General features: G+C 61.6%; 27 protein-coding genes. 22 read left to right on the forward strand and 5 right to left on the reverse strand.

Features of this window, described 5'->3' with window-relative positions:
* Window positions 1-69: 69 nt before the first annotated feature.
* The gene (gene pdhR, locus BS626_RS09680) at window positions 70-834 is read right to left on the reverse strand and encodes a pyruvate dehydrogenase complex transcriptional repressor PdhR (RefSeq protein ID WP_075182193.1); all 765 of its coding nucleotides are present in this window, start codon (window positions 832-834) and stop codon (window positions 70-72) included.
* Window positions 835-1,341: 507 nt separating this feature from the next.
* Here pdhR and aroP point away from each other — a divergent pair.
* On the forward strand, window positions 1,342-2,700 hold the full coding sequence (gene aroP, locus BS626_RS09685; protein ID WP_075182194.1) for an aromatic amino acid transporter AroP: 1,359 nt from the start codon (window positions 1,342-1,344) through the stop codon (window positions 2,698-2,700).
* Between the two features lie 65 nt (window positions 2,701-2,765).
* On the opposite strand, the gene ampE is transcribed toward aroP, so the two are convergent.
* The gene (ampE, locus tag BS626_RS09690; protein ID WP_075182195.1) at window positions 2,766-3,620 is read right to left on the reverse strand and encodes a beta-lactamase regulator AmpE; all 855 of its coding nucleotides are present in this window, start codon (window positions 3,618-3,620) and stop codon (window positions 2,766-2,768) included.
* Window positions 3,617-4,186 (reverse strand): 1,6-anhydro-N-acetylmuramyl-L-alanine amidase AmpD, encoded by a 570-nt coding sequence (ampD, locus tag BS626_RS09695; protein WP_075182196.1) that lies wholly within the window; start codon window positions 4,184-4,186, stop codon window positions 3,617-3,619. Before ampD ends, ampE begins: the two co-directional genes overlap by 4 nt.
* A gap of 145 nt (window positions 4,187-4,331) precedes the next feature.
* Here ampD and nadC point away from each other — a divergent pair, with 145 nt between their 5' ends.
* The 7 genes from nadC (at window position 4,332) to yacG (ending at window position 10,568) form a co-directional block, all read left to right on the forward strand.
* Complete coding sequence (nadC, locus tag BS626_RS09700; RefSeq protein ID WP_075182197.1) at window positions 4,332-5,222, forward strand: carboxylating nicotinate-nucleotide diphosphorylase; 891 nt, start codon at window positions 4,332-4,334, stop codon at window positions 5,220-5,222.
* 198 nt (window positions 5,223-5,420) lie between these two features.
* A complete protein-coding gene (gene ppdD / locus BS626_RS09705) occupies window positions 5,421-5,864 on the forward strand; it encodes a prepilin peptidase-dependent pilin (RefSeq protein WP_075182198.1) in 444 nt (147 codons plus the stop codon).
* The gene (locus BS626_RS09710) at window positions 5,861-7,243 is read left to right on the forward strand and encodes an ATPase, T2SS/T4P/T4SS family (protein WP_075182199.1); all 1,383 of its coding nucleotides are present in this window, start codon (window positions 5,861-5,863) and stop codon (window positions 7,241-7,243) included. Before ppdD ends, BS626_RS09710 begins: the two co-directional genes overlap by 4 nt.
* Window positions 7,230-8,447, forward strand: a complete 1,218-nt coding sequence (gene hofC, locus BS626_RS09715; RefSeq protein ID WP_075182200.1) for a protein transport protein HofC — start codon at window positions 7,230-7,232, stop codon at window positions 8,445-8,447. The genes BS626_RS09710 and hofC overlap by 14 nt, the downstream gene beginning before the upstream one ends.
* A gap of 560 nt (window positions 8,448-9,007) precedes the next feature.
* Window positions 9,008-9,640 carry a dephospho-CoA kinase gene (gene coaE / locus BS626_RS09720; RefSeq protein WP_075182384.1) on the forward strand — a complete coding sequence of 211 codons (633 nt, stop codon included), beginning with the start codon at window positions 9,008-9,010 and terminating at the stop codon, window positions 9,638-9,640.
* On the forward strand, window positions 9,618-10,361 hold the full coding sequence (gene zapD, locus BS626_RS09725; protein WP_075182201.1) for a cell division protein ZapD: 744 nt from the start codon (window positions 9,618-9,620) through the stop codon (window positions 10,359-10,361). The genes coaE and zapD overlap by 23 nt, the downstream gene beginning before the upstream one ends.
* Before the next feature lie 9 nt (window positions 10,362-10,370).
* On the forward strand, window positions 10,371-10,568 hold the full coding sequence (gene yacG, locus BS626_RS09730; RefSeq protein ID WP_075182202.1) for a DNA gyrase inhibitor YacG: 198 nt from the start codon (window positions 10,371-10,373) through the stop codon (window positions 10,566-10,568).
* Window positions 10,569-10,595: 27 nt separating this feature from the next.
* On the opposite strand, the gene mutT is transcribed toward yacG, so the two are convergent.
* Window positions 10,596-10,994, reverse strand: coding sequence for an 8-oxo-dGTP diphosphatase MutT (gene mutT / locus BS626_RS09735; RefSeq protein WP_075182203.1), 399 nt, complete (start codon window positions 10,992-10,994; stop codon window positions 10,596-10,598).
* 269 nt (window positions 10,995-11,263) lie between these two features.
* On the opposite strand from mutT, the gene BS626_RS09740 reads away from it, so the two are divergent.
* The 14 genes from BS626_RS09740 (at window position 11,264) to BS626_RS09800 (ending at window position 22,778) form a co-directional block, all read left to right on the forward strand.
* Window positions 11,264-11,773: a cytochrome b/b6 domain-containing protein gene (locus tag BS626_RS09740; protein ID WP_075182204.1), complete on the forward strand. Its 510-nt coding sequence runs from the start codon at window positions 11,264-11,266 to the stop codon at window positions 11,771-11,773.
* A gap of 305 nt (window positions 11,774-12,078) precedes the next feature.
* Window positions 12,079-12,618, forward strand: a complete 540-nt coding sequence (locus tag BS626_RS18120; protein ID WP_139308808.1) for a helix-turn-helix domain-containing protein — start codon at window positions 12,079-12,081, stop codon at window positions 12,616-12,618.
* Between the two features lie 58 nt (window positions 12,619-12,676).
* Window positions 12,677-13,126: a type II secretion system protein N gene (locus BS626_RS09745; RefSeq protein WP_075182205.1), complete on the forward strand. Its 450-nt coding sequence runs from the start codon at window positions 12,677-12,679 to the stop codon at window positions 13,124-13,126.
* 15 nt (window positions 13,127-13,141) lie between these two features.
* On the forward strand, window positions 13,142-15,091 hold the full coding sequence (gene gspD, locus BS626_RS09750) for a type II secretion system secretin GspD (protein WP_075182206.1): 1,950 nt from the start codon (window positions 13,142-13,144) through the stop codon (window positions 15,089-15,091).
* Window positions 15,091-16,551: a type II secretion system ATPase GspE gene (gspE, locus tag BS626_RS09755; RefSeq protein WP_075182207.1), complete on the forward strand. Its 1,461-nt coding sequence runs from the start codon at window positions 15,091-15,093 to the stop codon at window positions 16,549-16,551. The genes gspD and gspE overlap by 1 nt, the downstream gene beginning before the upstream one ends.
* The gene (gspF, locus tag BS626_RS09760; RefSeq protein ID WP_170870457.1) at window positions 16,548-17,738 is read left to right on the forward strand and encodes a type II secretion system inner membrane protein GspF; all 1,191 of its coding nucleotides are present in this window, start codon (window positions 16,548-16,550) and stop codon (window positions 17,736-17,738) included. The genes gspE and gspF overlap by 4 nt, the downstream gene beginning before the upstream one ends.
* Window positions 17,739-17,749: 11 nt before the next feature.
* Window positions 17,750-18,196: a type II secretion system major pseudopilin GspG gene (gspG, locus tag BS626_RS09765; RefSeq protein WP_075182209.1), complete on the forward strand. Its 447-nt coding sequence runs from the start codon at window positions 17,750-17,752 to the stop codon at window positions 18,194-18,196.
* On the forward strand, window positions 18,193-18,687 hold the full coding sequence (locus BS626_RS09770) for a prepilin-type N-terminal cleavage/methylation domain-containing protein (protein ID WP_075182210.1): 495 nt from the start codon (window positions 18,193-18,195) through the stop codon (window positions 18,685-18,687). Before gspG ends, BS626_RS09770 begins: the two co-directional genes overlap by 4 nt.
* Window positions 18,684-19,046 carry a type II secretion system minor pseudopilin GspI gene (gene gspI / locus BS626_RS09775; RefSeq protein ID WP_075182211.1) on the forward strand — a complete coding sequence of 121 codons (363 nt, stop codon included), beginning with the start codon at window positions 18,684-18,686 and terminating at the stop codon, window positions 19,044-19,046. The genes BS626_RS09770 and gspI overlap by 4 nt, the downstream gene beginning before the upstream one ends.
* A complete protein-coding gene (gspJ, locus tag BS626_RS09780) occupies window positions 19,043-19,606 on the forward strand; it encodes a type II secretion system minor pseudopilin GspJ (protein ID WP_075182212.1) in 564 nt (187 codons plus the stop codon). The genes gspI and gspJ overlap by 4 nt, the downstream gene beginning before the upstream one ends.
* Window positions 19,603-20,481, forward strand: a complete 879-nt coding sequence (locus BS626_RS09785; RefSeq protein ID WP_139308809.1) for a type II secretion system protein GspK — start codon at window positions 19,603-19,605, stop codon at window positions 20,479-20,481. Before gspJ ends, BS626_RS09785 begins: the two co-directional genes overlap by 4 nt.
* Window positions 20,481-21,548: a type II secretion system protein GspL gene (gene gspL / locus BS626_RS09790; RefSeq protein ID WP_075182214.1), complete on the forward strand. Its 1,068-nt coding sequence runs from the start codon at window positions 20,481-20,483 to the stop codon at window positions 21,546-21,548. Before BS626_RS09785 ends, gspL begins: the two co-directional genes overlap by 1 nt.
* Entirely contained in the window at window positions 21,545-22,015 is a 471-nt protein-coding gene (gspM, locus tag BS626_RS09795) for a type II secretion system protein GspM (RefSeq protein ID WP_075182215.1), read from the forward strand. The genes gspL and gspM overlap by 4 nt, the downstream gene beginning before the upstream one ends.
* Window positions 22,005-22,778 (forward strand): A24 family peptidase, encoded by a 774-nt coding sequence (locus tag BS626_RS09800; RefSeq protein ID WP_075182216.1) that lies wholly within the window; start codon window positions 22,005-22,007, stop codon window positions 22,776-22,778. The genes gspM and BS626_RS09800 overlap by 11 nt, the downstream gene beginning before the upstream one ends.
* Here BS626_RS09800 and gspS read toward each other — a convergent pair.
* Window positions 22,775-23,152 carry a type II secretion system pilot lipoprotein GspS gene (gene gspS / locus BS626_RS09805; protein ID WP_075182217.1) on the reverse strand — a complete coding sequence of 126 codons (378 nt, stop codon included), beginning with the start codon at window positions 23,150-23,152 and terminating at the stop codon, window positions 22,775-22,777. The genes BS626_RS09800 and gspS overlap by 4 nt on opposite strands.
* Window positions 23,153-23,437 lie beyond the last annotated feature (285 nt).

Consider the following 23,437-nt stretch of genomic DNA (forward strand, 5'->3'; position numbering starts at 1 on the left):
ATCTTGCCGCTGCGAAGCGCGCAATGAGGCAGGCCCGTCGTTTCGTGACTGTGCGATCTGCGCCGCACACTATTCCTTTCGTTGCTGGAGACGCCGCAAAGAACGCTCTCGTCGCGTCTGTTCCCGACTGCGATCCAGCAAGATCTCCTCAATAAACGCCAGGTGACGGTGGGACGCTTCGCGGGCCCTTTCCGGCTCGCGGGCGACTATCGCCGCAAAAATACTGGCGCGGTGTTCGCTCACTTGCGCCAGCATTTCGCGGCGGGTGTAGAGCAATTCAAAATTCTGCCGCACATTCTGTTCCAGCATCGGGCCCATGCTGCGCAGCAGGTGCAGTAGCACCACATTGTGGGCGGCCTCGGTGACCGCAATCTGATACTGCATCACCGCATCGGCCTCGGCGTCAAGATCGCCGCTCTGCTGCGCACGCTGGATCTGCGTATGGCAGTCGCGGATGCGGGTGATGTCTTCTTCCGTGCCGCGCAGCGCGGCATAGTAAGCGGCAATCCCTTCCAGCGCATGGCGCGTCTCCAGCAAATCGAACTGCGATTCAGGGTGTTGAGTCAGTAAGGTGGTGAGCGGATCGCTCAGGCTTTGCCAGAGATGGGTTTGGACGAAGGTACCGCCGCCCTGTCGGCGTAGCAGCAGGCCTTTGGCCTCGAGCCGCTGTATCGCTTCGCGCAGTGATGGACGTGAGACATCGAATTGTTTGGCCAGTTCACGCTCCGGCAGCAATTTCTCGCCCGGCCGCAGCGTCCCTTCCATGATCAGGGATTCAAGCTGCTGCTCGATAGCGTCTGAAAGTTTAGGTTGGCGGATTTTGCTGTAAGCCATCGTGCTGTCTTCATACCCTGCGCGGAGTAAATTGGTAATACCAATTGCAAAAAAGAGCCGCTAAAGTAACAAAGTATTCACCTGCTGTCCAGCCAGCGGCCCACGCCATCACTGACCGTAAAGCCCGGGTTTTTCGCCGCCATTCAGTGGATATGCTTACCTTTTTGCGCTGCCTTTCCTGGCGGAACAGCGACATTTTATGAGCCGTGACGCGCAGTTACTGACGCCATTTCGCGCCGTTATAAGGTAAACCTATTCGTCAATCTGCGCATTTCATGCCAAAAAACGGCCTGAAAGAAGTGTGAGCCGGCGACGATTTTTTACTCGAGCCGCTACACCACGGCCAGAAAGCGCGTGCATTAGCGTTGGCCTAACACTATTCTTGTCGCAACGGTAGCACCAGACGAGCTTTTTTCAAGCTGGCACTGTAAATAATTTAATACATAAATGTCATTATAATCTTACAACGGGACAACCCCCCGTGCGTAAGCACAACGAGGATTCACGATGGATGATCAAATTCAGGGTGAGCAGCTGAAGCGCGGCTTAAAAAACCGCCATATTCAGCTGATTGCGTTGGGGGGTGCGGTGGGCACCGGCCTGTTTCTGGGGAGCGCATCGGTCATTCAATCCGCCGGTCCGGCCGTGATTCTCGGCTACGCTATTGCCGGCTTTATCGCTTTTCTGATTATGCGTCAGCTGGGTGAAATGGTGGTGGAAGAGCCGGTCGCCGGCAGTTTCAGCCACTTTGCCTACAAATACTGGGGCAACTTTGCCGGCTTCGCCTCCGGCTGGAATTACTGGGTGCTGTATGTACTGGTCGCCATGGCCGAACTGACCGCCGTGGGCAAATACATTCAGTTCTGGTGGCCCGAGATCCCCAGCTGGATCACCGCCGCCGCGTTCTTCCTGCTGATCAACGCCATCAACCTGACGAATGTGAAAGTGTTTGGTGAGATGGAGTTCTGGTTCGCCATCATAAAAGTAGTGGCGGTGATCGGCATGATCCTGTTTGGCGGCTGGCTGCTGTTTAGCGGCCACGCCGGACCGCAGGCTACGGTACGTAACCTGTGGGAACAGGGCGGGTTTCTGCCAAACGGCATGACCGGACTGATCATGATGATGGCGATCATTATGTTCTCTTTTGGCGGGCTGGAGCTGGTTGGCATCACCGCCGCGGAAGCGGATAACCCGGAGCAGAGCATTCCCAAAGCCACCAATCAGGTTATCTACCGCATCCTGATTTTTTACGTCGGCTCGCTGGCGGTGCTGCTCTCACTGCTGCCCTGGACCCGCGTCACGGCGGACACCAGTCCGTTCGTGCTGATTTTTCACGAGCTGGGCGACAGCCTGGTGGCCAACGCGCTGAACGTGGTGATCCTCACCGCCGCGCTGTCGGTCTATAACAGCTGCGTCTATTGCAACAGCCGCATGCTGTTCGGCCTGGCGCAACAGGGTAACGCGCCGAAGGCGCTGCTGAAGGTCGACAAGCGCGGCGTGCCGGTGATCACCATTCTGGTTTCCGCCGTGGCAACGGCGTTCTGCGTGCTGATTAACTACCTGATGCCGGGCGAAGCCTTTGGCCTGCTGATGGCGCTGGTGGTCTCCGCGCTGGTGATCAACTGGGCGATGATAAGCCTGGCACACCTGAAATTTCGTCGGGTAAAAGACCAGCAGGGGGTGCAGACCCGCTTTAAAGCACTGCTCTACCCGGTTGGAAACTGGATCTGCCTGCTGTTCATGGCCGGCATTCTGCTGATCATGGCGTTGACGCCGGGCATGGCAATTTCGGTCTGGCTGATTCCGGTATGGCTGGTGGTGCTGGCCGTAGGCTACCGTATCAAACTGGCGGTGCAGAAAGCCTGATCCGGTTAACGGCGACCCCGACCCGGTCGGGGCTACCTGCTCTGAGGACGCGCCCGCGTCCTTTTTTATACCAGCGTGCCGTAGATAGTAAGCAGCGCCACCACCACCACCAGCACCAGCGAAACGCGCTTCGCCAGCTGCACCGCTATACGCGGGGTGGTGACACTGTCAGTGTGCGGATCGCGCGCCAGCGCAAACTGCGCCAGTCGGGTCAGCACCTGATACTGCGGAGTGTGGCGATCGCCCAACGAGGCCAGCCAGGCGGGCAGCGCGCGCTCACCGTGACCGATCAACGCATAGGCAACGCCGACGAGCCGCACCGGGATCCAGTCCAGCCAGTGCAGCAGCGCATCCACGCCCGACTGCACCCGCACCAGCGGCTGGGCCTGACGCGCCAGCCAGCTTTGCCAGGCGCGCAGTACCGCGTACCCCACCAGCAGCACCGGCCCCCACGGCCCTCCGACGACAAACCAGAACATCGGCGCCAGATAAAAGCGGTAGTTAATCCACAGCAGCGCGTTTTGCAGCGCGGTGAGGTATTCCCGCTCGCTGCAGGCCGGCGGCACGCCGTGAATCAGGGTTAGCTCGGCTGACATCGCCTCGCAGGCATCGCGGTCACCGCGGCTGGCCGCCTGCAGGTAGCGGTGGTAATGCAGGCGCGTCGAGCCTGCGCCAATGCACAACATGCCAAGCGCGATCCAGAACAGCAGCAGCGGCGCGCCAAAATAGAGCCCACGCAGCGCAGCGATGGCCACCGCCACCAGCGCCATCGGCAGTAGCATCAGCAGCAGCGTGCGCAGCAGCGAAAAGCGGCGCTGGCGGCGAAACAGCGGCGTCAAACGCTGCTCCAGCTGCCAGTGCTCACCGAGTTTAAACAGGCGCTCGAATCCCAACACTAACAATAAACTGAATAACGTCATCGCGCGGTGCTCCCCTGCTGTTCCCCGACGGTCAGCGCCTGACGGTAGCGCGCCCAGTCAAAAGCCGGACCGGGATCGGTTTTTCTTTGCGGCGCAATGTCGCTGTGTCCGGTAAGGGTATCTGGTGTGATCGGATAGTGCGCCATCAGCAGCATCGTTACCGCCTGCAGCGCCTGATACTGGGCGTCCGTGTAGGGCAGCGTATCGGTGCCCTCCAGCTCAATCCCGATGGAAAAGTCATTGCAGGCCTCGCGTCCCTGCCACTGCGACACGCCGGCGTGCCAGGCGCGCAGGTGAAACGGCACGTACTGGACAATTTCGCCATCGCGACGGATCAGGCAGTGTGCGGACACCCGCAAATGCCGGATCCCGGCGAAAAACGGGTGCGCATCGTGGTCGAGCGTGCCGCTGAACAGCCGGTCGATCCACGGTCCGCCAAATTCACCCGGCGGCAGGCTAATATTGTGGATCACTAACAGCGCGGGCACCTCGCCCGACGGTCGCGCATTAACGTGAGGCGACGGCACTCGCCGTACGCCGCTTATCCATCCTTCTTCCAGCCGCATGCCGGACTCTCCGTCAGAAAACACTGCTTTTCAGGGTAACACGTTTCGCTCGCCCGCGAGGAGTATCGCCGCGCCGTTGGCTGGCGTGGCGGGCACAAACGCGCTAGAGTAAACGCACTTTTTATCCGCCTTTCGGAGCCCGTGAATGACTACCCGTCGCTATGATTCTGCCGTCCGTCGCCAACAGCTGCTTGCGCGTATTGAGCATGATATTCCCGCCGGTGTCGCCCTGGCACTGTGTGAGGATTTGGGCGGTGAGGTGGATGCCGATCGCGACATTACCGCCGCCCTGCTGCCGGAAGAGCGCGCCGCGCGCGCCGCGGTGATCACCCGCGAAGCCGGCATATTTTGCGGCAGACGCTGGGTGGAAGAGGTGTTTACCCAGCTGGGGGGGCAAACGGAGATCCACTGGATGGTCGCCGACGGTGACGCCATCCGCGCCAATCAGACGCTGTTTACCCTGAGCGGCAACGCGCGCCGGATTTTAACCGGCGAGCGCACCGCGCTGAACTTCGTGCAGACGCTGTCCGGCGTCGCAACCGAAGTCAGCCGTTTTGTGACGCTGCTGGAGGGCACCAGTGCTCAGCTGCTGGATACGCGTAAAACCGTACCCGGCCTGCGCAGCGCGCTAAAATACGCCGTGCTGTGCGGCGGCGGAGCAAACCACCGCCTCGGCCTGACCGATGCGTTTCTGATCAAAGAGAACCACATCATCGCCGCCGGCGGCGTGCGCGAAGCCATTGCGAAAGCCTTCTGGCTGCATCCGGATGTACCGGTGGAGGTCGAAGTGGAATCGCTTGATGAGCTGAGCCTGGCGCTCGAGGCGGGGGCCGATATTGTAATGCTGGATAATTTTACGCTCGAGCAGATGCGCCAGGCCGTCACCCTGACCGCCGGACGCGCCCAGCTGGAGGTCTCCGGGAACGTGACCGCAAGCACCCTGCGCAGCTACGCCCTGACCGGCGTCGATTTTATTTCGGTCGGTGCGCTGACCAAGCATATCCGCGCACTGGATCTCTCGCTGCGCTTTGCCTGATAAGCCCGGCCCCGCCGCCTCCCGGCGGGGCGGTCGTCCCGCTTTAATCTCTCCTTCCTGCCTTCTTTCCTTTCTGACTGTAACCGCGTGCAACGTCAATAAAACAGTGCGCACCCGCTTCCCGTCCGCGCATTTTGCCCTCGCCGCGTACGCCCGGGCATCGCTATCCTGGTAGCTCCAATATGATGGAGTTGTACTATGGCCACCCAACACGGATTTACCCTGATTGAGCTGATGATTGTTATCACCATGATTGCCATGCTCAGCGCCATCGGGCTGCCGGCCTATCAGGGTTATCTGCAGAAAGCCGCGTTGACCGACATGCTGCAGAGCGTGATGCCGCTCAAAACCGCTGCCGAACTCTGCGCCATTGAGCACGGCAACGTGGCGGCGTGCAGCAGCGGCAGCGAGGGAATACCTTCCCCCACACCGTCGCGCTATATCGCCCGGCTAACGCTGAATCACGGCCAGCTGGCGGTTCACGGCGGCGACATGCTCACCGGCCTGACCCTGACCCTGACGCCGGAGCAGCAGAAAAACGGCCTGCTGCGCTGGCAGCAGCGCTGCGACAGCGACAGTGACGCTCTGCGGGCGGCGTGCCAGTCGGTGTTCCGCTTTCAGTCCTCGGGAGAGACGCCGTGAGTCCGGAACAGGCTACGCTTATCCAGCAGGTATGCCAGCGCTGGCAGGCGGAAGTGATCGACCCCATCGCCGATCCGCTGCGTATCGCGGTGGCGGAAGGCAGCCTGCAGCCGCTGTTGCAGGCGCTGCGCTTTGTCACCGACCAACCGCTGGATATCGTGCCGTGCTCTCCCGCACAGCTGGCCCACTACGCGCAGCAGGCGGTGCCGGAGGCGCCGTCTGCTGCGCCGATTGCCACGGTGCTGGATGACCTGCTGGAGACCGCGCTGGTCCGCCGCGCGTCGGATATGCACATTGAGCCGCAGGAAACGCACCTGCAAATCCGACTGCGCGTTGACGGGGTGCTGCATGCGCTGCCGCCACTCGCGCTGGCCCAGCATGCGCCGCTGCTGGCGCGGCTAAAAATCCTCGCCGGGCTGGATATTGCCGAACGTCGCCTGCCGCAGGATGGGCAGTTCAGCCAGTGGGTAGGCCAGCGTCCCTGCGCGTTTCGACTGGCTACGCTGCCGACCCGCCACGGTGAGAAAGCGGCGATTCGCCTACTGGAAAGCCGGGCGCAGGCGCGCTCGCTGGCCAACCTTGGCATGCCGGCGGAAGCGCTGGCCTGCTTTCAGGCGGCACTGGCCCGCCCACAGGGCATGATTCTGGTTACCGGACCGACCGGCAGTGGGAAAACCTTCACCCTCTACAGCGCCCTGCAGGCAATCAATACCCCCTGCCGCAAAGTGTGCAGCGTGGAAGACCCGGTGGAAATGCCGGTGGCCGGCCTTAACCAGACCCAAACGCATGCGCCCAGCGGGCTCGATTTTCAGCGGGTGCTGCGCGCGCTGCTGCGTCAGGATCCCGATGTGATCATGGTTGGCGAGATCCGCGATGCAGAGACGGCCGATATCGCACTGAAAGCGGCGCAGACCGGCCACCTGGTGCTCTCCACCCTGCACACCAACTCCACCACCGACACCCTGATCCGCCTGCGGCAGATGGGCATCCCCGGCTGGTTGCTGGCGACCTCGCTGCGTCTGATTATCGCCCAGCGGTTGGTCAGACGCCTGTGTCCGCACTGTCGCCATCCTGCGGCGGCATCTCCCTCGCCGCCGGCGGAACCGGCAGCCGCCTGCGCCTCGCCGTGGATCGCACCGGGGTGTGAGCGCTGCTATTCCGGTTTTTACGGGCGGCTGGCGCTGTTTGAAATACTGCCGATCGACGCCCGACTGCAGCAGGCCATCGCCGGTGAGGCCCCGGCCGATCGCCTGGCCGACCTGGCCCGCCAGCAGGGTATGCGCACTCTGTATCAGGCGGGAGAGCAGCAGATCGCCCTGGGTGAAACCACGCTGGCGGAGCTGCATCGCGCGGTCGGTCTACCCGATGACGACGCGTAAGCTGTGGTACTGGACGGCACTTGACGCCAATGGCGCTCTGCATACCGGATGCACCTTTGCCTCCAGCCGTCAGGTGCTGGACGAGATGCTGTGGCAGCAACAGCGGCTGCAGACGCTCAGCGTCAGGCGGCTGGCGCGCCAGCATCGCTTTCATCATCGGGATCACGAGCGGCTTATCGCGCTGTTTCGCCAGCTGGGTACGCTGCTGCACACCGGAATAACGCTGTCAGATGCGCTGCGCCTGCTGGCGGACGGCGATCCCCTGCCTGCCTGGCGGGCGCTGCTTGCCGACCTGCGCCTGCAGCTGAACCAGGGCACCCCTCTCGCTACGGCGCTACAGGCCTGGCCGGACGTGTTCAGCCCGCTCTGTGCGGCGATGATCGCCGTGGGTGAACTGACCGGCAGGCTGGCGGCATGCTGTGAACAACTGGCCGCGCAGCAGACGCGTCAGCGTCTGCTGCAGCAAAAAGTGGTAAAAGCCTTGCGCTATCCGCTGCTGATCCTGCTGGTGGCGCTGGCGGTCAGCGCCGGCATGCTGCTGTTCGTGTTACCGCAGTTCGCCGCCGTATATCGCAGCCTTGACGCGCCGCTGCCCACCTTTACCCGGATGCTGCTGGATCTCGCCGCGGCGCTGGCGCAGTGGGGCGGTGCGGCGCCGCCGCTGTGCGGGCTGGCGCTGCTCCTGTACCGGGCCGCGGGCAGGCGCTATTCGTCGTTCGTCGCCCGGCAGCAGCGGCTGCTGCTGCGATGCCCCCTGCTGGGCCCGCTGTGGCAGGGCAGCCAGCTGGCGAGGCTGTACGCTACCCTGACGCTGACGCAAACCGCCGGCCTGACGCTGGTGCAGAGCCTGAGCGCCGCAGAGCGGGTCCTGCCTCCGCCGCTGTGGCAGGAGGCGATCGCCGCGCTGCGCGCGCACATCGCCGGCGGTAACACGCTGCACAGCGGCATCGCCGCCCAGCCGCTGTTTACTCCCCTCTGCCGCCAGCTGATACGTACCGGCGAAGAGTCCGGCACGCTGGACGTGCTGCTGGAGCGGCTGGCGGTCTGGCACGAGGCACGCAGTCTTGAACGGGCGGATAGTCTGGCGGCGGCGATGGAGCCAGTGATGCTGCTGCTGACTGGCGGGCTGGTTGGGGCGCTGGTTATTGGGATGTATCTGCCGCTGTTTGGCCTGGGTGACGCGCTATCAGCGGCGGGCGGTTAGCCCGACGGCGGCGCGGGTGCCAGTGCCGCTGCTCGCTGGCGGGCGGGTCGGGGCGCGGGTTATCGGGATGTCTCGGCCGCAGGTTGGCCTGATGACGCGCGTTCAGCGGCGGGCGGTTAGCCCGGCGGCGGCGCGGGTGCCAGTGCCGCTGCTCGCTGGCGGGCGGGTGGGGCGCGGGTTATCGGGATGTCTCTGCCGCGGGTTGGCCTGGGTGACGCGCGTTCTGCGGCGGGCGGTTAGCCCGGCGGCGGCGCGGGTGCCAGTGCCGCTGCTCGCTGGCGGGCGGGTCGGGGCGCGGGTTATCGGGGTGTCTCGGCCGCAGGTTGGCCTGATGACGCGCGTTCTGCGGCGGGCGGATAACCGCCGGCACCGGCACCCGCTTTCCCCTGCGCGGGCAGTCATCCGCGTCATCCCACAGGCGGAAAAACCCGGCGCCGGGCGTGCGAATACCGGCGCTTTTAGGCTACAATCGCCTGCATACCGTGCGTGATAATACGCTACCACGCGGACGCGTCGGGACCATCGCCGGCTACGCGCACCGCAACAGAGACTGGCAGCTTATGGTTTATACAGTGGCCCTGACCGGCGGCATCGGCAGTGGCAAAAGTAAAGTCGCCGAGGCGTTTGCCGCACTGGGCGTACCGATCATAGACGCCGACGTGATTGCCCGCCAGGTGGTTGCACCGGGCCAGCCGGCGCTGGACGCTATCGTCGACCATTTTGGCGGTGAGATACTGCGGGCCGACGGCCACCTCGACAGGGCGCGACTGCGCCAGCGTATTTTCGCCGATCGCGAAGAGAAACGCTGGCTGAATGCGCTACTGCATCCACGGATTCAGGCCGAAACCCGGCGACAAATCGCCGCCTGCCGCGCCCCCTGGTGCCTGTGGGTCGTACCACTGCTGGTAGAAAATCAGCTGCAGTCGCGAGCCGATCGCGTGCTGGTGGTGGATGTGGATATCGACACCCAGCGGATCCGCACGCAGCGCAGGGATGGCGTCAGCCGCGAACAGGCTGAACAGATTATCCAGGCCCAGGCCTCGCGCGCCGCGCGCCTGGCCGTCGCGGATGATGTCATTGATAACAGCGGCAGTGCTGAAGCGATAGCACCGCGCGTTGCCGAACTGGCGCAGTGCTATGCGCGCCTGGCGGCTGAACAGGAAAACCAGCATGACAACCACCGTTCTGTTTGAACACCCTCTGAATGAGAAGATCCGTACCTGGCTGCGGATAGAATTTCTGATAGGACAGCTGCGGGCATGCCCGCCGCTGAGCGACTCCCTCAGCGCGCTCAGTTTTTTCCGTAATCTTACCGAACTGCTTGACGTGTTTGAGCGTGGCGAGCTGCGCACAGAGATAGTGAAAGAGCTGGATAAACAGCAGCAAAAGCTGCTGGCCTGGCGGGATGTACCCGGTGTCGATCCGGACGTGGTGAACAGCCTGAGTGAGAAGCTTAAACATCGGTCGGCGCAGCTGATGGCGGCCCCGCGCATGGGCCAGCCGTTGCGGGAGGACCGGCTGATTGGCCTGGTTCGCCAGCGCATGAGTATTCCAGGCGGCTGCTGCTCTTTTGATTTGCCCACCCTGCACATCTGGCTGCATATGCCGCAGGCCGTGCGGGATGCACAGGTCGCCGGGTGGCTCGCAACGCTGCTGCCGCTGGCCGAAGCGCTGGATGTAGTGCTGGAGCTGATTCGCCAGTCTGGCACCTTTCGCCAGCAAACCAGCCTGAACGGCTTCTTTCAGGATAATGCTGAGGACGGGGAGTTGCTGCGGCTGCAGCTCACGTTAGAAGATGCCCTCTATCCCCAGGTTTCCGGCCATAAAAGCCGGTATGCCATTCGTTTTTTGCCGCTGGATAGCGAACGCGGCGACGTCCCGCCGCGCCTCGATTTCCAGCTGGCCTGTTGCTAAGGAGCCGCCATGAGCGACGTCATGATTGTTAACTGCCCCACCTGCAGTAAAGCGGTCGTCTGGGGCGAAATCAGCCCTAACCGCCCCTTTTGCAGCAAGCGCTGCCAGCTGATTGATTTAGGCGAGTGGGCGGCAGAGGAAAAGCGCATTGCCAGCCAGGGTGAGCTGAACGAAACGGAGAACTGGAGCGAGTCCCAACCGGAGTGATCCGGCCAGGAGCCTCACCCGATGGCGCTATTCGGTGGCTTCACGCTTTAGCCGTTCGATAATTCCGGCGTTAGCGGGTGGAAACTCATCGGCGTCGAGTTCACCCTGCGCCACCCAGCGTCCCGGTTGCCCTTCGCGCCCCCACGGCTCACCGCGCCAGGCCTCTACCAGATAAAAGTGCAGCGTCACCCGCCGCTCGTCAAACGCGTGCTCAACAATTTCATAGGGGGAGGCACGCTCAACGTCGATACCCACCTCTTCATTGAGTTCGCGCGCCAGCGCCATGTCGGCGGTTTCGCCGGATTCAAATTTGCCACCGGCAAACTCCCATTTGCCGGCCATATGGCTCTGCGCAGCGCGCTGGGTAAGGAAAATGCGCTGTTGGCCGTCGCGGATGATGCCGACCGCGATATTGAGATGTGTCATTAAGCTGGCTCACTCTGTCGTCATGTAAACCCGCTTAGTGTATACCCAAAACCGCATTGATGGCATTGCCCACAACGGACAGCGCATTCGCCGGCCCGCTCTTCTCCTGCTATCCGGGCGGGCCGCCCCGTCGCGGCGGTCGATTACGCTCCGCCGGCCGCCCTCACCCCGGTACTGCCTTAAATTAAGGTGTGTAAGATGTAAAATCTGTACCCGGCTGGCGACCAGATTTTATAGTGATGGCCTGTTCCATCCGTTAACTACTGCACATGAAAACAACCTATTCACGACCGCAAATTTTTCTTCACTGGATGTCTGCACTGGTTATCCTCTGGGCAACGGCCAGTGGATTTTATAATGCTTTTTTTACTCCAACACCGCACATAAAAACCTGGATTGCCTGGTTCAACGTATCGCTGACCACGCTTTTCATTCCTTTTTTTCTTCTGCGCATCGCCTGTTTATGGCTTCACGGCAAGCCCGACTGCTCATTATTAAGCGCGCATGAAAAAAAGATTGCCCGTGTGGCCCACGCGTTGCTCTATATCAATATATCTGCCGTGCTGATCACCGGCGTGTTAATGATGGACCGCCCCATCAATGTCTTTCACGTAATCACCCTGCCCCAACCAATAACGGCCGCCTATCTGATTGGCGGATTTAATGTGGCACACAAAGTTTTTTGCATTTCATTAAGTATGCTGATCGTTGCACACCTTCTTGCCGTGATAAAACATCACCTGGCGGGGAAAGACATCATCAAAAAGATGCTCCCATGAAGGCGTCACCGGCAGGGCAGCAGCGGGGATACCCTGGGGAGAAAACTGTGCTCCTCCTGCGCAAATCAAGGCGCACTGAGCCCCCCTTTAATGCGTTATAAAAAATATAATCCCATATTAATATCTGCACACTAACAAACTTAAGATAAAAAAATAATTAATAAAATCATATAGATAAAACGAAAAAACTTAACATTTTTCGATTAACAAAATAAGTAAATTGCATCGTCAAACAGGGTTGCCTATAGTGCTCGCCAGATTAAGACAATCCCTGCATGATAAACCATATAAAAGGAACGTGTACCATGCTTAGTGATGAGCAATCAAGAGAACTTCTTGAGATTGAGCGGGCTCACTTCGAGGAAACCCTTTACGTCGACTGCTGCCTTAATACGCTGACCATCCCAGCCATAACGCTCACGCTATCGATAAACGAGGCGCAGAAACGCCTGCTATGCTGCCTGTTCAGTAATATCACATGTAAAAGAGAAATTATTCGCATTGTCTGGAGAGAGAATCATCAAAGAATCAGCGACAATAATTATCACCAACTCGTCTTTCAACTGCGTGCGTTACTGAACAAACACGGACTGCCGCGAAATCTTATTCTAACTATCCCGTATCACGGACTGAAGCTGAACATCCCGCTGATACGATCGTTACTTAAACAGGAACGTAATCCACCTCAAAAGGACGCGTCTGCCTGTACCAGCGCCTTTTCGGCATTATCCCGTAGTTATCCACGTAAAATACACACAGGCAACCACGGTAATAAACGCCTGCTCTCGCGTCTTTATCATATCGCTCATCCATTTATTTGTATTTCACTGGTTGTCATTATCTGATATGCGCCGCTCAGTATTAACGTCTGTTTTACACCGGATAGTGACACCGCATCAGTCATTGCTGTACCGCCTGGCCGCTATCATGCTGACGGCGCTGCTGATGGCGCGCGTCGCGCTGGCTTGCGTTGCCGCGATCGGCGAAAGGCCTGCGCTGCTGACGGCACGGCCAGCGGCAACCGGTACCCCGTCGCCCGTCGCCCCGCTTCCGCTGACGCTGTTTGACGTCACTGGTCGCGACTGGCTGTACGACACCGAATGGCTGGCGCCGGACGACCGGCGAATCGTAGATGCACCGCGCAGCCGTTTACCCCTCACCCTGACCGGCATCGTGCTCAGCTCGCATCCGCGACGATCCCTGGCGATTGTCGCGCAGGGAGCACAGCAGTTCTCCCTACAGGAACAGGATGCCCTCCCCTCCGGCGGAGCAACGGTAGTACGCATCTTTGCTGATCGGGTCATCATTGCCCATCAGGGAAGATATGAATCCTTAATCATGGAGCCCGGCTAAGCCGTCAACGTCCCGATGACTTTTCTAACATTATTACTCTTTCGCGTCAGGCTGCTCAAACGCCGCATCTGCGGACTGCTGCTGCTGCTGTTGATGTTCATCACTACGCCGCTGTGCGCCGAGGCGTATCGCGCCAGCTTTAACAAAACCGATATCAGTGAGTTCATCAGTACCGTCAGTAAAAACCTGAAAAAAACCATCATTATTGACCCTGAGGTGAAAGGCAGCATTAGCGTGCGCAGTGAAGAAACCCTGAGCGATGCGCAATATTATCAATTTTTCCTCAGCGTTCTGGAGGTTTATGGCTTTGCGGTCATTGAAATGCCTGATGAGGTATTGAAAGTGATACCGGGTAAAAAAGCGAAAAATGGCGTGCGCCCGCTGATGCAAGAGGCGGGCTCACACCCCGGAGATGCACTGGTTAGCCGGGTTATTCCTCTGCGCTATATCACCGCCCGAGAACTGGCCCCGCTGCTGCGCGAACTCAATGATGCCGCGACGGGAAGCGTGGTGCATTACGATCCCGGCAACGTAATCTTAATGACCGGACGGGCCGCGGCGATCGAACAGCTTACGGCGATCGTGGAGAGCGTCGATGTGCCGGAAGACAGTGATGTGGAGACGCTCACGCTGGAAAATGCCTCGGCGCCAGAGGTAGCGGAGATAGTGAACAGCCTGCACGCCGACCAGCAAAAAAGCGGAAAACGCGCTCCCGCCAGGGCCGTTGCCGATCAGCGCACCAACACGCTGCTGATAACGGGTGAGGCGGTGGCGCGCCAGCACATGATAGACACCGTGCTGGCGCTGGACGGCAAGAGCGAGACGCGCAGCCATGCCAAAGTGATTTACCTGAAGCATGCCAAAGCCAGGAATCTGCTGGAGGTATTGACGGGCATCTCCGGAGAGGTTGACAACCACGCCGGGCAGGGATCGGCCGCGCGTACTATTTCGCTACTGAAAGACCGGGTTGTTAAAGCGGATGAGCACACAAATTCCCTGATTATCCAGGCATCCCCCACTGAAATGAACAACCTTGAATCCATTATCCACCAGTTGGACATCGATCGCGCCCAGGTGTTAGTGGAGGGCATCATTGTGGAAGTGCAGGACGCTGATGGCCTGGGACTGGGCGTGCAATGGTTTAACAAGTATGGCGGCGGTACGCAGTTTCCCGGCGCGGGAACCCCGGTCAGCGACCTCTCCCCAAGGGGAATGGCCGCGTCGCTCGGAAAGTTTAACGGCCTGGCTGCCGGATTTTACCGCGGCAACTGGGCGGGTCTGTTTACGGCGCTGCAAACCAACAGTCAGAATAATATTCTGGCCACGCCGAGCATTGTCACCCTGGACAATATGGAGGCCGAATTTACCGTTGGTCAGGATGTGCCGGTACTGACCGGATCGCAGACCACCAGCGGCGATAATCTGTATCAGACGGTGTCGCGGCGCAGCGTGGGGATCAAGCTGAAGGTGAAGCCGCAAATTAATCAGGGTAATTCGGTAATGCTGGAGATTGAGCAGGAGGTCTCCAGCGTGGCTGAAGAGGCGTCGAAAGACAACCTTGGCCCCACCTTCAACACCCGTTCGGTGCGAAACGCGGTGCTGGTGAGTAACGGGAGTACGGTCGTGGTCGGCGGCCTGTTGGATAACAGCAGCAGCCAAACCCAGCACCGCGTCCCCCTGCTGGGCCGGCTGCCGCTGATAGGCCCGCTGTTTCGCTATCAGTCCGATAAGCGTGCTAAACGCAACTTAATGCTGTTTATTCGCCCAACGATCATGCGAACACAGCCGGATTATGCCGGTACCAGCGCAACGCAGCGGGACAAATTTACGGCGTCACTGGCTGACGATCACACAGCGGAAGCGCTGCGCCAACGGCTGGATCCTCCCCGCCAGCCCGGACAAAGCAACCATGCTGTCCGGGATACCCAGCGTTTAATTGCCGATTTTTATCGGGTGACGCCCTGATGAGCCTGACGCGATTTCCCTGGAGCTGGGTGGAGCAGCATGGGGTGCTGCTGGAAAGCGCGCCAGACTCGGTGCGCTTAGTGCTGCATCCGGGCACCGCGCTGACCGCGCTGGCTGAAGCGCTCCGGGTCGAGCCCGACGCCTCTCTGACCCTGATCGATACCGCGGAGTTTATGCCCCGGGCAGCGGCGCACTATCAGCCAGCTTTACCGGCCAATCCAATCCTGGGGCAAGCGCTGGATCTGCGTGAACTGGTAGAGGCGCTTCCGGAAGATAATGACCTGCTGGACAGCGAGGATGGCGCCCCGGTGATCCGCCTGATTAACGCCATTCTGCTGCAGGCGGTGCGTGAAGGGGCCTCTGATATCCATCTGGAACCGTTCGAAAAGCAGCTCAGCGTGCGTTTTCGCATCGATGGCATCCTGCGCCCAATACTGGCCCCGCCCGTTCAGCTGGCGCGCTACCTGATCTCGCGGATCAAAGTGATGGCCAGGCTGGATATTGCTGAAAAGCGCCTGCCGCAGGACGGGCGTATTTCCCTGCGGCTCGGTGGCCGCCATATCGACGTCAGGGTCTCCACCCTGCCCTCGCGCTTCGGTGAGCGGGTGGTGCTGCGCGTGCTGGATAAAAACGCTCAGCAGCTGTCGCTGGCGCACATCGGGATGCACGCGACGCTGCGCGATACGCTGTGCCACCAGCTGGCGCTGCCGCACGGTATCATTCTGGTAACCGGCCCAACCGGCTCTGGAAAAAGTACCTCGCTGTATGCCGCGCTCCGGCAGCTCTGGTCGCCGGAAAAAAATATTTTAACCATTGAAGATCCGGTGGAGTACGAGCTGGAAGGCGTAGGGCAAACCCAGGTGAATGCCCGGGTTGAGATGACCTTTGCCCGCGGACTGCGCGCCATTTTGCGCCAGGATCCGGATATCGTGATGATCGGTGAAATCCGCGACGGTGAAACGGCGCAGATTGCCGTGCAGGCCTCACTGACCGGCCATCTCGTGCTGTCGACGCTGCACACCAATACCGCGCTCGGGGCGATTGAGCGCCTGCGGGATATGGGGGTGGAGCCTTTTTTGCTGGCTAATGCGCTGAGTGCCGTACTGGCGCAGAGATTAGTGAGAAAACTGTGCGCTGAGTGCCGCCAGCTGGCCAGTGAACAGACGCTGCCGGCGGCGCTGGCCGCTGTCGCAGAGCCTCCGGAATCGGCACAGCTTTACCGCGCCGTTGGCTGCGACAGCTGCCGTCATACCGGGTATCGCGGCCGTACGGCTATTCACGAACTGGTCGTGATGGACGCATCACTGCGCGCTGCCATCAGCCGCGGAGAGAGCGAACAGGCGCTGCAGCAGCGGCTGAGCGGGCAGCGGCGCACCCTGCTTCAGGACGGCATCGATAAGGTACTGGCGGGCATCACCACCGGCGATGAAGTGCTGCGCGTATCCCGGGAGGTGCCATAATGCAGTTTCGCTATCAGGCGCTGAATGCGGCGGGCCAGCGGGAGAAAGGTATCATCGACGCCGACTCCCCACGCCAGGCTCGCCAGCTGCTACGCGACCGCGCACTCCAACCGCTGACCCTGCAGCCCCGACGTACCGGGCGTCCTGTCCAGCCGGTCATTAAAGGCCGCGATGCCGTGTTGCTGATCCGCCAGCTGGCCACGCTGGCGGGGGCCAGCCTGCCGCTGGAACAGACGCTGTACGCGCTGGAGCAGCAGAGCGAACGGCTGCCGCAGCGGCGGCTATTGCAGGGGCTGCGACAAAAAGTGTTGGAGGGCAGTGCATTAAGCGAAGCGGTAAAGCACTACCCAAAAACCTTTCCTCCGCTCTACCACGCGATGATTGCCGCCGGCGAAGCCTCCGGACAGCTGGCCCAGGTGCTGGAGCAGCTGGCTGACTACAGTGAAAACAGTCAGCAGCTCAAAAGCAAGCTGACCCAGTCCATGATCTATCCGCTGCTGCTGACCAGCGTTGCCCTCTGCGTCGTGATGATTTTGCTGACCGCCGTAGTACCGAACGTGATTGCGCAGTTTACCCATCTGCAGCAGACGCTACCGACGACCACTCGCGTGCTGATGGCCCTCAGCGCCGGTGCCCAGCGCTGGGGACCGGCGCTACTGGCGTCAGCGACCGTGGCCGTACTGGTTAGCCGGCTGCGCCTGCGCCAGCCGGCGTCGCGCTTTCGCTGGCATCAGCGTCAGCTTCGTCTGCCGGTGATAGGCCGCGTCGCGCGGGATCTCCACCTCGCTCGCTACGCGAGAACATTGAGCATACTGACCCGCAGTGCCGTGCCGCTGCTGGAAGGGATGCACATCAGCGCCGCCGTGCTCAGCAACGACTATGTGCGCCAGCGTCTGCAGCAGGCCCGCGAGCGGGTCCGCGAAGGTGCGACCCTCAGCCAGGCCCTCGGCGAGACGCGTCTGCTCTCCCCGATGATGCAACACATGATCGCCAGCGGAGAGCGGAGTGGCGAACTGGACAGCATGCTTACCCGCGCCGCTGACGTTCAGGACCGCGCGTTTGTCGGTCAGATGACGCTCGCGGTCGGCCTGTTTGAACCCCTGCTAATCGTGGTGATGGCCGGCGTAGTGCTGTTCATCATTCTTGCCATTCTGCAACCCATTCTTCAACTTAACAGTCTGATATAGGAACCATCGTAATGACCTGTGTTTCCCCCCCGCTTTCTCCCCGCCAGCGCGGTTTTACCCTGCTGGAAATCATGGTGGTAATTGTCATTCTCGGCGTACTGGCAAGCCTGGTGATTCCCAGCCTGATGGGCAATAAGGACCGTGCCGATCGGCAAAAAGCGGTCAGCGATATTGTCACCCTCGAGAACGCGCTGGATATGTACAAACTGGACAATGGCCGCTATCCGACGACGGAGCAGGGATTGCAGGCGCTGGTCAGTGCGCCGGTGCTGGCACCGGTGCCGCGGCAATACCGGCACGATGGTTACATCCGTCGCCTGCCGCGGGATCCCTGGGGTAATCCGTATCGCCTGGTGAGCCCCGGCAAGCATGGCGCTTATGATCTCTCCTCCAACGGTCCCGACGCGCTTCCGGAGACGGAGGATGACATTAACAACTGGCAGCTGGAGGCGCCGTGAGTCGCCGGTCTGCGCACTGTCGGGGCTTCACCCTGCTGGAAATGATGATGGTCATCCTGCTGACAGGCGTCATTGCCAGCAGCGTGATAATGACGCTGCCTGCGCCCGCTGCCGCAGGGTCACCGCTGGCCACCCTGCTTGCCACCGCGCGCTGGGCTTCAGATCAGGCGCAGCGGGAAGGCCGGATCTATCGTTTGCGTATCACCAAAACTGGCTGGCAGCTGGCGGTGCTCTCGATGAGCGCCCCCAAAGAGGATCCGCTTGCCGACGCGATTGACTGGCGGCCCGTCCGCCTGCCCGTTCAGTTACCAGAGATGACCGGCGAGCTGCGACTGGCTGGCGATCGCCTTGGGCAGCCGCTGCCGGCCTGGCTGTGGTTTATGCCAGAAGGTGAAGTCAGTCCGGCCACCCTGGAATACCATCCCACGCGCGGCCCCCGGCAGCAGCTCCGGCTGGGGACGGTGCTCGCCAGCCGCGGGAGCCCCGAATGAAGCAGCAGGGCATGACGCTGATTGAAGTGATGATTGCGCTGGCAATCCTGGCCATTGCCGGACTGGCGGTGATGAAGACCAGCATGGAGCAGGTACGTCACCTGGACAGCCTGGAAGAGCAGCAGCTGGCCGGCTGGGTGGCCGATAATCAGCTGGCGGAACGGCGTCTGCGCGGCGTGCATCCGCAGATGTTTCCCCTGCGCGGCGAGGTCACCCAGGGCGAGCGGCGCTGGCGCTGGCAAATAGTCCGGATGGCGACCAGCGATGCGCGCCTGATGGCGCTGCAGGTTACCGTGAGCCGCGCCGATTCTCCCGCCCGCCCGCTGATCACCCTCTACAGCTGGTGGCGGATGCCATGAGCAGCATAAAACAGCGCGGTTTTACACTGATAGAGATGCTGCTGGCGCTGGCTATCTTTGCGCTGATAAGCCTGGCGGGATTTCAGATTTTGCAGAGCGTGCTTCGCGCTCAGCAGCAAACGCAGGCGCACAGCGAAACGTTCGCCGATCTGGTTCGCCTGTTTAGCCTGCTGGAGCGCGACTTGCAACACGCTGTCGTTCCCAGTACGCCGCTGGCGTCAGACGCGACGCGGGCGACGCTGTACGCCACCGGGCCCGTTATTCTGGGGCTGACGCGCCGCAACCGGCCCGATCCGCAGGCGCTGGCGCGCGCATCCTGGCAGCAGGTGGAGTGGCGGTATCAGCAGCACCGCCTGCAGCGGTTCGACGCGATCGACCAGCGTGAAACGGCGCGTTTCGATCAGATTGTCCGGATAGATCTGCGTTTTTATCACGCCGGCCAGTGGCTAACCCGCTGGGAATCGCCGATATTGCTGCCCGCCGCAGTAGAGATCACGCTGCACACCGCACGCTGGGGTGCGGTGCAGCGTACCCTTCTGCTGTCGGGGGCAACGCCGTGAATCGCCAACAGGGGATGGCGCTGCTGACGGTGCTGCTGATGGTCGCCATGATGACCGCCCTGGTGGTCGCCAGTCAGCGCACGTGGCAAAGCGCCCTGCAGCGTACTTCCGCACAGCAGTTTTCTCTGCAGGCCGGCTGGACGCTGTACGGGGCCGAGCAGTGGCTGCGCGCTGCGCCGGCGCCGCCCAACGCCGGATTCGATAGCCTGCAGCTGGACACGCAGCGAGTAAACCTGCGCTGGCGCGACGCGCAGGCCTGCTTCAACCTTAACGCGCTTGCGCGACCGGGACGACGCGATGACGAGGGGCAGCTTCAGCCCACGCTGGCGCAGCAGCTGTTTCAGCGCCTGCTGGAAAACGCCGGCCAGCCGCCGGCGCAGGCGGCAGCAATCACCCAGCAGCTGCACCGGATGCTGAATCCTGATGAAACCCCTCGCCCCCCGGCGATGATGGATGAACAACGCCGGCTGATGTCGCGGCTGCCACCGGACCAGCGGCGGCATCTGGCCCCGTCGCTGTGTCTGCTGCCCACGCCGCAACTCAGCATCAGCGTCAATGGGCTGCAGCCGCACCAGGCACCGCTGCTGGTTGCCCTGCTGGACAACCGATTCAGCGAGGAGCAGGCCCGGCAACACATTGCCGCACGACCCGCGTCGGGTTGGCAACATCTGGCTGATCTGTTTGCTGACCAGACGGGCAAAGCGGCGCAGGAAAACGAGACCTTTGTGAGCCTGGCCAGGTTTACCAGCGAGTACTGGCAATTGACGCTGTGGCTTGACGAGGCCCCATATCAGGCTGTGCAGCGCAGCCTCTGGCAATGGACAGCGGGCGCGCTAATGCTTATCCACCGAGAATACGGCGTGAGTGAAGAGTGATGAAGACTAACAGAACCGCGACAACCAGCCATCTGGTGTTGCACCTGGCCCCAACAGCCTCTGCGCAGTACCGCTGGGTCTACCTGGAGAACCGGCGCGTCATCCTGCAGGGTGAGAGCCGGGAAAAAGGCGGGGTGGCGGCAGGGGCGGAGGGCATCCTGCTGCTCCCCGCCGACGATCTCATCCTGCAATGGGTGACGCTGCCGGGGGGAAATACCGATGCTCTGAAGTGGCAGCTGGAGCCGCGCATACTGTCGGATGTCGATACGCTGCACTGCGCCGTGCTGAACCAGAAAGGCGATGATTATCTGCTGGCCGCCATCGATAAACAGCGGCTCCAGCACCATATCGATACGGCGCGGGCGTGGGGTATTGAGCCGCAGCGGGCGCTGCCCGATGTTTGGACACTGCCTGACGGACAGGCGATTCAGCTGGACGATCGGTGGCTGACCCGCCCAACCGGCTCAGCAGGCTTCGCCTTTCCGACGGAGGCGCACTCCCTGCTGATCCCGGTGTATCCCGAACTCGCTGCCGTTACCCGGCTGGCCAGTGACGATCTGACGCCGCTGGCGCGGGGCGCCCTTGACGCCCCCGGTAACCTGCTGCAGCAGGACTTTGCTCCGCGCACCCGCCGCGGACCGGCGGCGCGTATCGCCGCCCTCGCCGGCATCGGCCTCCTGCTGAGCCTGCTGCTGGAACCACTGCTGCAGGGAGCATACGCCCACTATCAGCACGGGCGGCTGGAGGCTCAGGTGCTAACCCGCTATCAGCACTTTTTTCCGCACGCGCGGCCGTCGGATCCGCTGGCGCAGATGAGACGCCAGGCGCTTCAGACCGCGGCGCCGACCGCACAGGCGGGAGTGCTGGATTACCTGCGACAAAGCGCGAGCCTGCTCGCAACGCTGAACAATAATCCGCTTAAAAGACTGGATTGGGCGGCGGAGCAGCAGCGCTTATCGTTAGACTTCAGTCAGCCCGTAGCCAACCTCAGGTCGCTTCCCGCGCCGGAAGGCCTGACGCTGACTATCCATCATCAAACGGAAGTGATTATCGGGAGCGCACCATGAAAAAATACCGGATAACCCCCTGGCCTGCGCGTCAGCCGCGCGAGCAGCGCCTGCTACTCTGCGCCGCCGCGGCGCTGGGGATCCTGCTGCTGCATGGCGGCTGGCAGTGGAGCGTCGGGTTTCGCGACGCCGCCCGGCAGGCGCTGGCCGATGAACAACGCGCGCTGCGCAACCTTCCCGCGCTGGAGCAGAAGCTGGCACAGCGCCACTCCACGCCGCCGGCGGTCTCGCCGCCCGCGCTGGACGACCTGCACCGGCTGGCCGGTGAAATGGGCCTGGCGCTGAGGCTGCGTCATGAAGGCTCACGCTACCGGCTTCACGCCCCGATCGACGTTGCGTTTCCCACCCTGATACGGTGGCTGGAGGCGCTGGAGACCCGCTGGGACGTCCGCGCCAGCCGGCTGCAGCTGCAGCGGCAGCAACAGCGGCTTCAGCTGCTTCAACTGGAGTTACAGTATGGATCCTGAATGGCTGCTGTGGCTGCTTTATGCCCTGGCTGCCCTGAGCGTGGGCAGCTTCCTGAACGTGGTTATCTGCCGTCTGCCGCAGATGATCCTCTCGCCTCAGCCGGGGTATCATCTCAGCCTGCCGGCATCCCACTGCCCGCAGTGCCGCACGCCTATCCGGCCGGTGGATAACATTCCCTTACTCAGCTGGCTGAGGCTTCGCGGCCGCTGCCGCCACTGCCGGCAGCGGGTTTCGTGGCGCTATCCGGCGGTTGAGCTGGCCAGTCTGCTGATTGCCCTGCTGCTGGCGGCCTGGCTGCCGGCCGAAGGGATGCTGCTACCCGCGCTGATATTGACCTTCTTTTTGCTGGCCCTGTCGCTGATTGATGCCAGACATCAGCTGCTTCCCGATGCACTGACGCTGCCTTTGCTGTGGCTGGGTTTATTATTCAGCGCCGGCTTCTCCCTCTCTCCGGTTACGGCAGGCGACGCCATCATCGGCGCGGCCAGCGGCTACGTTCTGTTCAGGCTGCTGGCCGAGGGGTATCGCCGCCTTCGGGGCGTGGACGCACTGGGGGGCGGTGATGCCAAACTGCTGGCGGCCGCCGGGGCGTGGCTGGGCTGGCAACCGCTTCCTCAGCTGCTGCTGCTGGCGTCCTGTGGGGGATTACTGGCGGCCTTCGCCGCGAGGCTGTTCTGGCGACGGCCGCTGCATCGGGCCGTGCCTTTTGGTCCATGGCTGGCTATCGCCACAGAGATACTGTTTCTCTGGCCGCTGCGTTAGCCCGCGCTGAGCGTGCGCAGGAAAGGCGCCGCCGCCGGATTCAGCGCCGCGCATTTTTCTGCCGTGGTGCCGCGCTCAGCGCTCAGCGCCTGATAGCGGCGCTGGCTTTGCTCTCTCACCTGCTGCTCCAGCAACGGCGTGATTGTCCAGTCGCGTTGGCGCGCCTGCTGCAGCGCGTGTTCAATCAGCGGCTCTTCTGCGGCAATGTCCTGACGCTGACAGCGATCCCGCAGCCAGTTAGCTGCCGCAACCAGAGCTGACAGCTGCGCTGCCTGCTGTGATGGCGGCGGCAGTGAGCGGGAGGGATGCTGGCACCCCGTCAGTATCCACGCGGCGAGAATGCCGCAGGCCAGGCGGCCCGGTTTCACGTTCATCGTTCTGTGCCTCATGCTGTAACAGCCGGCAGTATACCGCAGGCGCCGCGTCACCCGGCGGGAGGCTAAGGACACTAAGGGGAATAAGGTGATTTCTCCACCTGTTGAAGCATATTAAGCCGAACAGATCTTTTTCCCAGACAAGATATATCCACGCCATTAATAACTCTAACGGCAATTAATTGCGGTTTTTCAATTTCTTCTATTAGCGTATCCCTGCCTGGGATGATAGCTACGCACCAGGAAAATAATGACGCCGACCGGCGTCGAGAAAAATAGAAAAGG

Source organism: Pantoea sp. 1.19 (assembly GCF_001922585.1).
Classification (GTDB): Bacteria; Pseudomonadota; Gammaproteobacteria; order Enterobacterales; family Enterobacteriaceae; genus 1-19.

Coding starts and splice junctions, on each gene's coding strand:
- gspM (WP_075182215.1), top strand. CDS start 21,545: ATGAAAAAATACCGGATAACCCCCTGGCCTGCGCGTCAGCCGCGCGAG.
- gspE (WP_075182207.1), top strand. CDS start 15,091: ATGAGCCTGACGCGATTTCCCTGGAGCTGGGTGGAGCAGCATGGGGTG.
- aroP (WP_075182194.1), top strand. CDS start 1,342: ATGGATGATCAAATTCAGGGTGAGCAGCTGAAGCGCGGCTTAAAAAAC.
- hofC (WP_075182200.1), top strand. CDS start 7,230: ATGACGACGCGTAAGCTGTGGTACTGGACGGCACTTGACGCCAATGGC.
- BS626_RS18120 (WP_139308808.1), top strand. CDS start 12,079: ATGCTTAGTGATGAGCAATCAAGAGAACTTCTTGAGATTGAGCGGGCT.
- nadC (WP_075182197.1), top strand. CDS start 4,332: ATGACTACCCGTCGCTATGATTCTGCCGTCCGTCGCCAACAGCTGCTT.
- zapD (WP_075182201.1), top strand. CDS start 9,618: ATGACAACCACCGTTCTGTTTGAACACCCTCTGAATGAGAAGATCCGT.
- gspI (WP_075182211.1), top strand. CDS start 18,684: ATGAAGCAGCAGGGCATGACGCTGATTGAAGTGATGATTGCGCTGGCA.
- gspS (WP_075182217.1), bottom strand. CDS start 23,152: ATGAACGTGAAACCGGGCCGCCTGGCCTGCGGCATTCTCGCCGCGTGG.
- BS626_RS09800 (WP_075182216.1), top strand. CDS start 22,005: ATGGATCCTGAATGGCTGCTGTGGCTGCTTTATGCCCTGGCTGCCCTG.
- gspL (WP_075182214.1), top strand. CDS start 20,481: ATGAAGACTAACAGAACCGCGACAACCAGCCATCTGGTGTTGCACCTG.
- ampE (WP_075182195.1), bottom strand. CDS start 3,620: ATGACGTTATTCAGTTTATTGTTAGTGTTGGGATTCGAGCGCCTGTTT.
- gspG (WP_075182209.1), top strand. CDS start 17,750: ATGACCTGTGTTTCCCCCCCGCTTTCTCCCCGCCAGCGCGGTTTTACC.
- coaE (WP_075182384.1), top strand. CDS start 9,008: ATGGTTTATACAGTGGCCCTGACCGGCGGCATCGGCAGTGGCAAAAGT.
- gspJ (WP_075182212.1), top strand. CDS start 19,043: ATGAGCAGCATAAAACAGCGCGGTTTTACACTGATAGAGATGCTGCTG.
- BS626_RS09740 (WP_075182204.1), top strand. CDS start 11,264: ATGAAAACAACCTATTCACGACCGCAAATTTTTCTTCACTGGATGTCT.
- pdhR (WP_075182193.1), bottom strand. CDS start 834: ATGGCTTACAGCAAAATCCGCCAACCTAAACTTTCAGACGCTATCGAG.
- ppdD (WP_075182198.1), top strand. CDS start 5,421: ATGGCCACCCAACACGGATTTACCCTGATTGAGCTGATGATTGTTATC.
- gspD (WP_075182206.1), top strand. CDS start 13,142: ATGACTTTTCTAACATTATTACTCTTTCGCGTCAGGCTGCTCAAACGC.
- ampD (WP_075182196.1), bottom strand. CDS start 4,186: ATGCGGCTGGAAGAAGGATGGATAAGCGGCGTACGGCGAGTGCCGTCG.
- yacG (WP_075182202.1), top strand. CDS start 10,371: ATGAGCGACGTCATGATTGTTAACTGCCCCACCTGCAGTAAAGCGGTC.
- mutT (WP_075182203.1), bottom strand. CDS start 10,994: ATGACACATCTCAATATCGCGGTCGGCATCATCCGCGACGGCCAACAG.